Genomic DNA, 6,730 nt, shown 5'->3' on the forward strand with positions numbered 1-6,730 from the left:
TGTCTTATTATAATGACTGCAAAAACAGGAATGAAGGATTTCACTGAGCATCACACCATTCGGTGCATAGAACTTCACCAAAGTCATTCCCCGATAGATCATGTCCGACAATCCATAAATAATCATCAGATTATTCATCTCCCGGTGCATCTTTGGCACATTCAGCTGGTTGTTATAAATGCTCAGATAACTCAATGCATATGCCATATCTTCATTGATTTTCTCCTGGCATTCCATATCCAGTTCTTCTAACACAATCTGATTTTCCAAAATCAATTTCTGATAGCTTGTCATCAATTCTTTAATATCAGTATAATGTCTTTCGATTGTAACTTCCAGATAATCCTGTGCATGACTTGCCATCTGGAAGGTAATTTCTTTCATTGATTTAACTGCATAATCTCTGTCTGTCATCAGTTTCAAAATCTCCTTATCATCATCACACTAACTGGCGGTCTTTCAGACCAGTTCGCTTTCCCCATGATTTTGATGGGAAGCAATTACTTACTACAACTTGCAGAAGCGGATATCCAAAAGGCATTGTGGGAGCTGCCTTTGCTGACCGGAATCCATCTTCTTATGTAAAACCTGCAGGAATATAAAGGGAAAGTGACTATCCCTGCCGGTTAATAATCCAAATAATATCGTCTATACCAATCTCTCCTTATGCTGTTTTTCTCTCCATAAACCATTTATCCACTTCGTAAAACAAGTGGCTTTCCTGCCCTTGTATCATACAGGTGTACATCATTCCTACACCGCCTGCCTTTCTGCTGGCGCATCGCTCGATTTTCAAAATTCTGTCAATGCTATACTTTCTTCCATCCTCCCATGTAAAAAATATGGGAACCAGCTGTCCGTCTTTCCGAAACTCTGCCACTACATCTACATATACTTTGTTCATGCCGACACCTCACTATAAAATCTCAATTGCTCTTGGCGATGCCGGGATTCTGCGGATATATCCATTTTGCTCCAACTGCTTGATTCTGGAAAAAGCAGATGATGTTGATTTCACCCCGATCAACTCTCCAAATTCCCGGACTGTCGGCGGGTATCCATGCTCCTTCGTATAATCCAAAAGACACTGATAACTTTCTTTCTGTTTTCTGGTTAATGTTTTTTTCAAATCTATCCCTCCAATTACCCATGAAAATAACTGTGTGGATGGATCGTGTGCGTACCAGCGTCTAAGTGGGATAAGACTTTATCTTGATACATTGCCGCTCGCTGTATACTGAAATAACCAAACCGTCGTCTGATCTCATCTACAGTACGATCCAGCTTCTCTAACTTTTCCTTTTTCTCCTGATTTCCAAATAAATCCAACTGCACGGGAATATCATCTAACACAAGATCCGCAGCTCGGATTCCCAGGCTTCTAATGGGATGTTCCCATTTATAATTATCTTTAAATAGCTGAAATGCTGCAGTTACAATCTCGTTTGTAATATTCGTTGGCTGTCGTAAATGTATCTGTCTGGAAAAACTATACAATCCATTATCTCGAACTGTAATTTCTACTGTTTTGCATTTAAATCCATGTTTCCGCAATCGTGCAGCTACACTTTCTGCCAATGCTATTTGAATGATCCAGACATCCAGATCATTTTCCAGATCTCTCGGTGTTGTGGTGCCATTACCTATCGACTTTACTGGTGCTTCATACCCTTCCTTGCAAACCGGATCTTCATCCCAGCCATTTGCGAAAGTCCATAATACATTTCCTATTTTTCCAAAATGGCTCTCTAACAACTTTTCGTCTGATTCCGCAAGTTGCCCGATTGTCCGGATTCCAAGTTTTTGCAATTTCTTATTTGTCTGCCTTCCGACATAAAGCAAATCTGATGCTGGAAGCTGCCATATCCTGTCTTTATAATTTTCTCGATTAAACTCTGTGATTGCATCCGGCTTTTTGTAATCTGAACCAAGTTTCGCATAAATCTTATTCCAGGAAATTCCGATACTTACCGTTACACCCAGTTCGTATTTAATCCGATGGCTGATTTCTCTTGCAATCGTCATTCCGCTTCCTTTCAGATTTCTGCTGTCCGATACATCCAGCCAGGCTTCATCAATCCCATATGGCTCGATCTTGTCCGTATACTCCGAATAGATTTCTCTTGCCATCTGTGAAAATCTCAAATACAAGTCCATTCGTGGTGGCACAAAAATGATTTCCGGACAAATCTGTTTTGCCTGCCATAATGCCATTCCGGTCTTTACACCTTTTCGCTTTGCAATATAATTTGCTGTTAGCACTATTCCATGCCGAGCTTCCGGATCACCGCCAACTGCAAGAGGCATTCCGGCAAATTCCGGATGATGCAGCATTTCTACACTGGCATAAAAACAGTTCATATCACTATGCAGGATCACACGCTCACTCAAACTTTTCACCTCCCAGCTGCTTCTTTCAACATGATGTTTTATCAATTTCTGTATGTTTAGTATATATCGACATTTTGGAGATAGTCAAGTAACATCTTGGTTGTATTTTCTCCATTTCGGAGATTATTGTTGATTTTATTTCTAACATACGGTATAATGCATATAGAAAATTCAAATAGAAATGAGGCGAACAAATGCACGATTTCGGGGAAATATTAGCAGAAAATAGAAAAAAGAAAGGATACTCTCAATCAGATCTGGTAGACCTGCTTTCTCAGGAAGGTATTCAGGTCACTACAAAAGCAATCTCCAAATGGGAGACCAATGCACGAGAACCAGCTTTACATGTTTTCCTGACACTTTGCCAGTTACTTGATATCGAAGATATATATGAATCCTTCTTTGGAGAAAACCCCTATAACATTATGAGTGGATTGAATGAAGAAGGCAGAAATAAATTGATTGAATTTGCTGATATTTTAAAAGCTTCTAAAAAGTTTTCTCCACTATCTGCAAAGATTATCCCATTCCATCATCCTGTAGAAATTACCTGGGAACCAGTTTCTGCTGGTACTGGAAATTACCTGGAAGATTCTGTAAAAGAAACCTATGACGTAGGACATCTTGCTCCTGAGCAGACTGACTTTGGTGTACGGATCTCCGGTGATAGTATGGAGCCACTTTATCATACAGATGATGTTGCATGGATTCAGAAAAAAGATTCTCTTGCTAATGGTGAAATTGGAATCTTCTATCTCAACGGCAATACTTACATCAAGGAATTACACGATGAGCCAGATGGTGTTTATCTGATCTCTTTAAATCAAAAATATCGTCCTATCCAGGTTTTGGAATCTGACTCTTTTAAAATTTTTGGAAAAGTAATCGGGAAATGCAAAGGTGCAGAAATTCCGGGATTTCATTAGATTTCAACAGCAGGTTCATGATCCTGCTGATAACAATAAGCAAAGGAAGTGATTGAATGGCAATCAATAATACATTAAAAGATATTCGTGAAGAACGGAATCTCATTCAAGCAGATTTGGCTGAAGCCATAGGTTCCTGCAGCCAGACTATAGGCCGCATCGAACGTGGAGAACGTAATCCCTCTCTTGAGATTGCAATCCGGCTGGCCCGTTACCTGAAAGTGCCTGTAGAAGATATTTTTCAAGTTGAAGACTGAAGCATAACAGCCGAAAAACCGAGGAGTAAAATCCCCGGTTTCCCTTTTGCTCAAAAATCACTGTAAACCACTTACATTTTCTTCTTTTCTGCCTGCTCCATCAATCAGGTCATAACTCATATCCAAAAAGTCCAGTATCTTTGCTTCACTGAACGAACCATCCAGTAAAATCGTAATCCAGTGCCGCTTGTTCATATGGTATCCAGGTAAAAATCCATAAGTCTGAATAATCATGCTGGTCATTTCTGGATCGCACTTTACATCCATGATGTCAACCAGATCATTTCCCTCTAATCCCAGTTTCGATTTTTCAACCGTCATGATCACTGCATACCATTTCCCATTCTTATGTCGAAGTACTGCACTGTCCGGTAGTTTACTCCATAAATATTCCGGAATCGTGCCATACTGTTTCTGCACATATTCAAAAATTTCTTCTTTCTTCACAATCTATTCAACTCCTGATTCTTCTGATATCCTGCCCCTAATCATACCACATTTTTGTATGCCATACTACCTGCCAAATTCTTTTGCATTTCTCTTATTCTTCTGACTTTAGCTAATAGAGGGGTAAAACAGCAAGGACAGGAAGTGAGGATACACTTCCGGGAAATCCCAATTTAGGGAACCCTGCCCTAAATTGAAAAAAGCTGAAAGCAACGATACTACTACCTTCTCAGAAAGGAGAACACGCCAATGGCTGAAAGAAAGAGAAGCAAAGAAATCCATTTCTATGTCACAGAAGAAGAACGGAAGCTTATCCGCAGAAAGATGATTGAATCAAAGACCAAAAACATGGGAGCTTATCTTCGTAAAATGGCAATCGACGGTTACATCGTCAACACCGATACTACTCCACTGAAGAAACAGTATGAGGAAATGCATAAGATTGGTGTGAATATTAATCAGATTGCGAAAAAAGTAAACAGCACCGGAGATCTATATCCGGAAGAAATGCAAGAATTGAAAGAGATGGTGAAAGAATTATGGCGTATCTTAAGATCTTCCCCATTAAAGTAACAGACAAGAAAGCTCTGGACTATATTACGAATCCTGATAAGACTGATGAAAAACTGTTAGTTTCCAGTTTTGGCTGTTCCCCGGAAACTGCAGATCTTGAATTTTCTATGACAAGAGAAATGGCAAAAAAGAATGGAATGGACAAAGGTGATAACCTGGCATTTCATCTGATCCAGTCATTTAAACCTGGAGAAGTTGATGCCGAAACTGCCCATCGCTTAGGGCAACAATTTGCAGACGAAGTACTGAAAGGAAAATATGAATACGTGATTAGTACCCATGTTGACAAAAACCACATTCATAACCACATCATCTTTAATGCAGCAAGTTTTGTTGATCATCACAAATATATTTCCAATAAGCGGAGCTACCATAAAATCTGCCGGATCAGTAATCGTATCTGCCATGAAAATGGACTTGCCACCAGTATGCCAACCGGAGAAAAAGGTAAAAGCTATAAAGAGAACATGGAATACCATCGTGGCACCAGTTGGAAAGCCAAGCTACGTGTTGCAGTTGATAAAGCAATCTGGACTTCCATCAACTATGAGGAATTTCTACAAAAAATGCAGTTAGCCGGATACGAAATCCGCCAAGGAAAGCACCTATCCTTCCGTGCGCCTGAACAGAAAAACTTCACTTATATGAAATCTCTCGGAAGCTATTATTCAGAAGAAAATGTTCGCATTCGCCTGGCTAAAAATCGTAACAAAGTGAAAACTCCGAAGCATCTGTCCAGAGAAGCTCGCCTGTATATCAATATTTCCACTTATGTTACGACCGGCAATCGAGAAGGATTTGAACGATGGGCAAAGCTCAATAATCTGAAAGAGGCAGCCCGCACCTTTAACTATCTTTCCGAAAATAACCTGTTGAATTATGAGGATTTCAAGCAGCATGTATCTGACATTGAAGTTTCTGTGAAAGTTGCCGACCAAAAAATAGCACAAATCAACAGTGAGCTGAGCACACAGAAAGTCATTCAAAAGCACTGTGATTCTTATCGGCTCTGCCGAAAAGTGATTGAAGATTGCAAATCTGCTAAAAATCCAAAAGCTTACCGTACCAAGCATCAGGCAGAATACCAGCTACACGATTCACTAAAAAAAGAGCTTCAGGATCTCGGCGTTACCAAAATCCCAAGCTCTAATAAAATCCAGAAGCAGATTGAAAATCTTGAATCTGAACAGGCTGCTACCGTCCGAGAAAAACAGGAGCTGCAGAAAAAGCAAAAGACACTTGATATCATTCGGCAGAATTTCACATCACTGCTTAATGCTCCAGAGATGCAAGTTCCCGTATCAGGAAAAGAGCTAGCTCTTTAAAAAGAAGAGGTACCTACTTAACGGTGCCTCTTCCTTTCCATCTAATCTATTCTTGCGCTACCCTATCACACTCGCACCCAAAAGTAGTCCACGCATACTTATTTCAATCAAAAAAGAAAAAGAGCATATGAATTTGATTGATTCCATACACTCTATATTTATAATCTTCATACTTATTTTGCCATTTCAAAAAAACCGATAATTCCTATTCATACATCTTTCTTCATAGGCGACCACAGCGTATGTAATTTCAGTTTGTACATCTGACTGTCATTTTCCACTGTTGCTTTTATCTGCACAGAAATTTCTTTATTTTTCACAGATGTATGAAACCAGATAAGGAGAAAACGTAAATTGTGTTAATGATAGCAGACATGAGTATGGAGTGAATATCTTATTTGGAGGAAAAACAAATGGTACAATCAATCTTTGAGGAAATGGGCGGCAGATACGAACGGCAAGGCGAATACATTTTACCCTGCCTTACCATACCACCCGAAAAGGAACAGTCGATAGACTTATTCGGACGGCGGCACTTGGACTATCTGCGGGAGTACCGCAAAATTACATACACCAATCTTCTCACAAGCGGCAGGCTCAATGCTTACCTTGCCGACATTGACAGACAGGCACAGGAACACTTTGAACGGCTCATAGAGGGCATGAAGCAAGCACAGGGCATAACGGAATGCCTAAAGGAAGAAAACGCCTTAGAATGGACTGGAAGAACGAATAACATAAGGGCTTGTGCGAGGGAGATTGTGGAAAAGGAAATTATTTTTGCATAAACAGATGATTAGTGGCAGGGGGA

Annotated in this window: 10 protein-coding genes; 5 read left to right on the forward strand and 5 right to left on the reverse strand. The window is 39.9% G+C overall.

Features of this window, described 5'->3' with window-relative positions; genetic code table 11:
• The 4 genes from GPK81_RS12040 to dinB form a co-directional block, all read right to left on the reverse strand.
• Positions 1 to 414 (reverse strand): hypothetical protein (locus GPK81_RS12040; protein WP_215707137.1); only part of this gene is annotated, 414 nt, incomplete at its 3' end.
• Positions 415 to 664: 250 nt separating this feature from the next.
• Positions 665 to 904 carry a hypothetical protein gene (locus GPK81_RS12045; protein ID WP_005344271.1) on the reverse strand — a complete coding sequence of 80 codons (240 nt, stop codon included), beginning with the start codon at positions 902 to 904 and terminating at the stop codon, positions 665 to 667.
• Positions 905 to 916: 12 nt separating this feature from the next.
• Positions 917 to 1,129 (reverse strand): LexA family protein, encoded by a 213-nt coding sequence (locus GPK81_RS12050; protein ID WP_195983326.1) that lies wholly within the window; start codon positions 1,127 to 1,129, stop codon positions 917 to 919.
• A 14-nt stretch (positions 1,130 to 1,143) separates the two neighbouring features.
• Entirely contained in the window at positions 1,144 to 2,391 is a 1,248-nt protein-coding gene (dinB, locus tag GPK81_RS12055) for a DNA polymerase IV (protein ID WP_118198971.1), read from the reverse strand.
• Between the two features lie 194 nt (positions 2,392 to 2,585).
• On the opposite strand from dinB, the gene GPK81_RS12060 reads away from it, so the two are divergent.
• Together GPK81_RS12060 and GPK81_RS12065 are read left to right on the forward strand one after the other, a co-directional pair.
• A complete protein-coding gene (locus tag GPK81_RS12060) occupies positions 2,586 to 3,317 on the forward strand; it encodes an XRE family transcriptional regulator (RefSeq protein WP_118198972.1) in 732 nt (243 codons plus the stop codon).
• A 56-nt stretch (positions 3,318 to 3,373) separates the two neighbouring features.
• Positions 3,374 to 3,574, forward strand: coding sequence for a helix-turn-helix transcriptional regulator (locus GPK81_RS12065; protein ID WP_215653172.1), 201 nt, complete (start codon positions 3,374 to 3,376; stop codon positions 3,572 to 3,574).
• A gap of 57 nt (positions 3,575 to 3,631) precedes the next feature.
• Here the strand turns inward: GPK81_RS12065 and GPK81_RS12070 are convergent, their stop codons facing one another.
• Entirely contained in the window at positions 3,632 to 4,021 is a 390-nt protein-coding gene (locus GPK81_RS12070) for an MmcQ/YjbR family DNA-binding protein (RefSeq protein WP_118198973.1), read from the reverse strand.
• Between the two features lie 249 nt (positions 4,022 to 4,270).
• Between GPK81_RS12070 and GPK81_RS12075 the strand changes: the two genes are divergently transcribed.
• From GPK81_RS12075 to GPK81_RS12085, 3 genes are all read left to right on the forward strand, one after another.
• The gene (locus GPK81_RS12075; RefSeq protein ID WP_027090211.1) at positions 4,271 to 4,594 is read left to right on the forward strand and encodes a MobC family plasmid mobilization relaxosome protein; all 324 of its coding nucleotides are present in this window, start codon (positions 4,271 to 4,273) and stop codon (positions 4,592 to 4,594) included.
• The gene (locus GPK81_RS12080) at positions 4,561 to 5,919 is read left to right on the forward strand and encodes a relaxase/mobilization nuclease domain-containing protein (RefSeq protein ID WP_027090210.1); all 1,359 of its coding nucleotides are present in this window, start codon (positions 4,561 to 4,563) and stop codon (positions 5,917 to 5,919) included. The genes GPK81_RS12075 and GPK81_RS12080 overlap by 34 nt, the downstream gene beginning before the upstream one ends.
• Positions 5,920 to 6,332: 413 nt before the next feature.
• Complete coding sequence (locus tag GPK81_RS12085) at positions 6,333 to 6,707, forward strand: TnpV protein (RefSeq protein WP_015535394.1); 375 nt, start codon at positions 6,333 to 6,335, stop codon at positions 6,705 to 6,707.
• Positions 6,708 to 6,730 lie beyond the last annotated feature (23 nt).

This window comes from Blautia sp. MCC283 (assembly GCF_018785565.1).
In the GTDB taxonomy this organism is placed as follows: Bacteria; Bacillota; Clostridia; order Lachnospirales; family Lachnospiraceae; genus Blautia_A.

Bases quoted from the DNA above. Each gene is read 5' to 3' on its own strand.
- GPK81_RS12085 (WP_015535394.1), top strand. From the start codon at position 6,333: ATGGTACAATCAATCTTTGAGGAAATGGGCGGCAGATACGAACGGCAA.
- GPK81_RS12060 (WP_118198972.1), top strand. From the start codon at position 2,586: ATGCACGATTTCGGGGAAATATTAGCAGAAAATAGAAAAAAGAAAGGA.
- GPK81_RS12080 (WP_027090210.1), top strand. From the start codon at position 4,561: ATGGCGTATCTTAAGATCTTCCCCATTAAAGTAACAGACAAGAAAGCT.
- GPK81_RS12065 (WP_215653172.1), top strand. From the start codon at position 3,374: ATGGCAATCAATAATACATTAAAAGATATTCGTGAAGAACGGAATCTC.
- GPK81_RS12045 (WP_005344271.1), bottom strand. From the start codon at position 904: ATGAACAAAGTATATGTAGATGTAGTGGCAGAGTTTCGGAAAGACGGA.
- GPK81_RS12075 (WP_027090211.1), top strand. From the start codon at position 4,271: ATGGCTGAAAGAAAGAGAAGCAAAGAAATCCATTTCTATGTCACAGAA.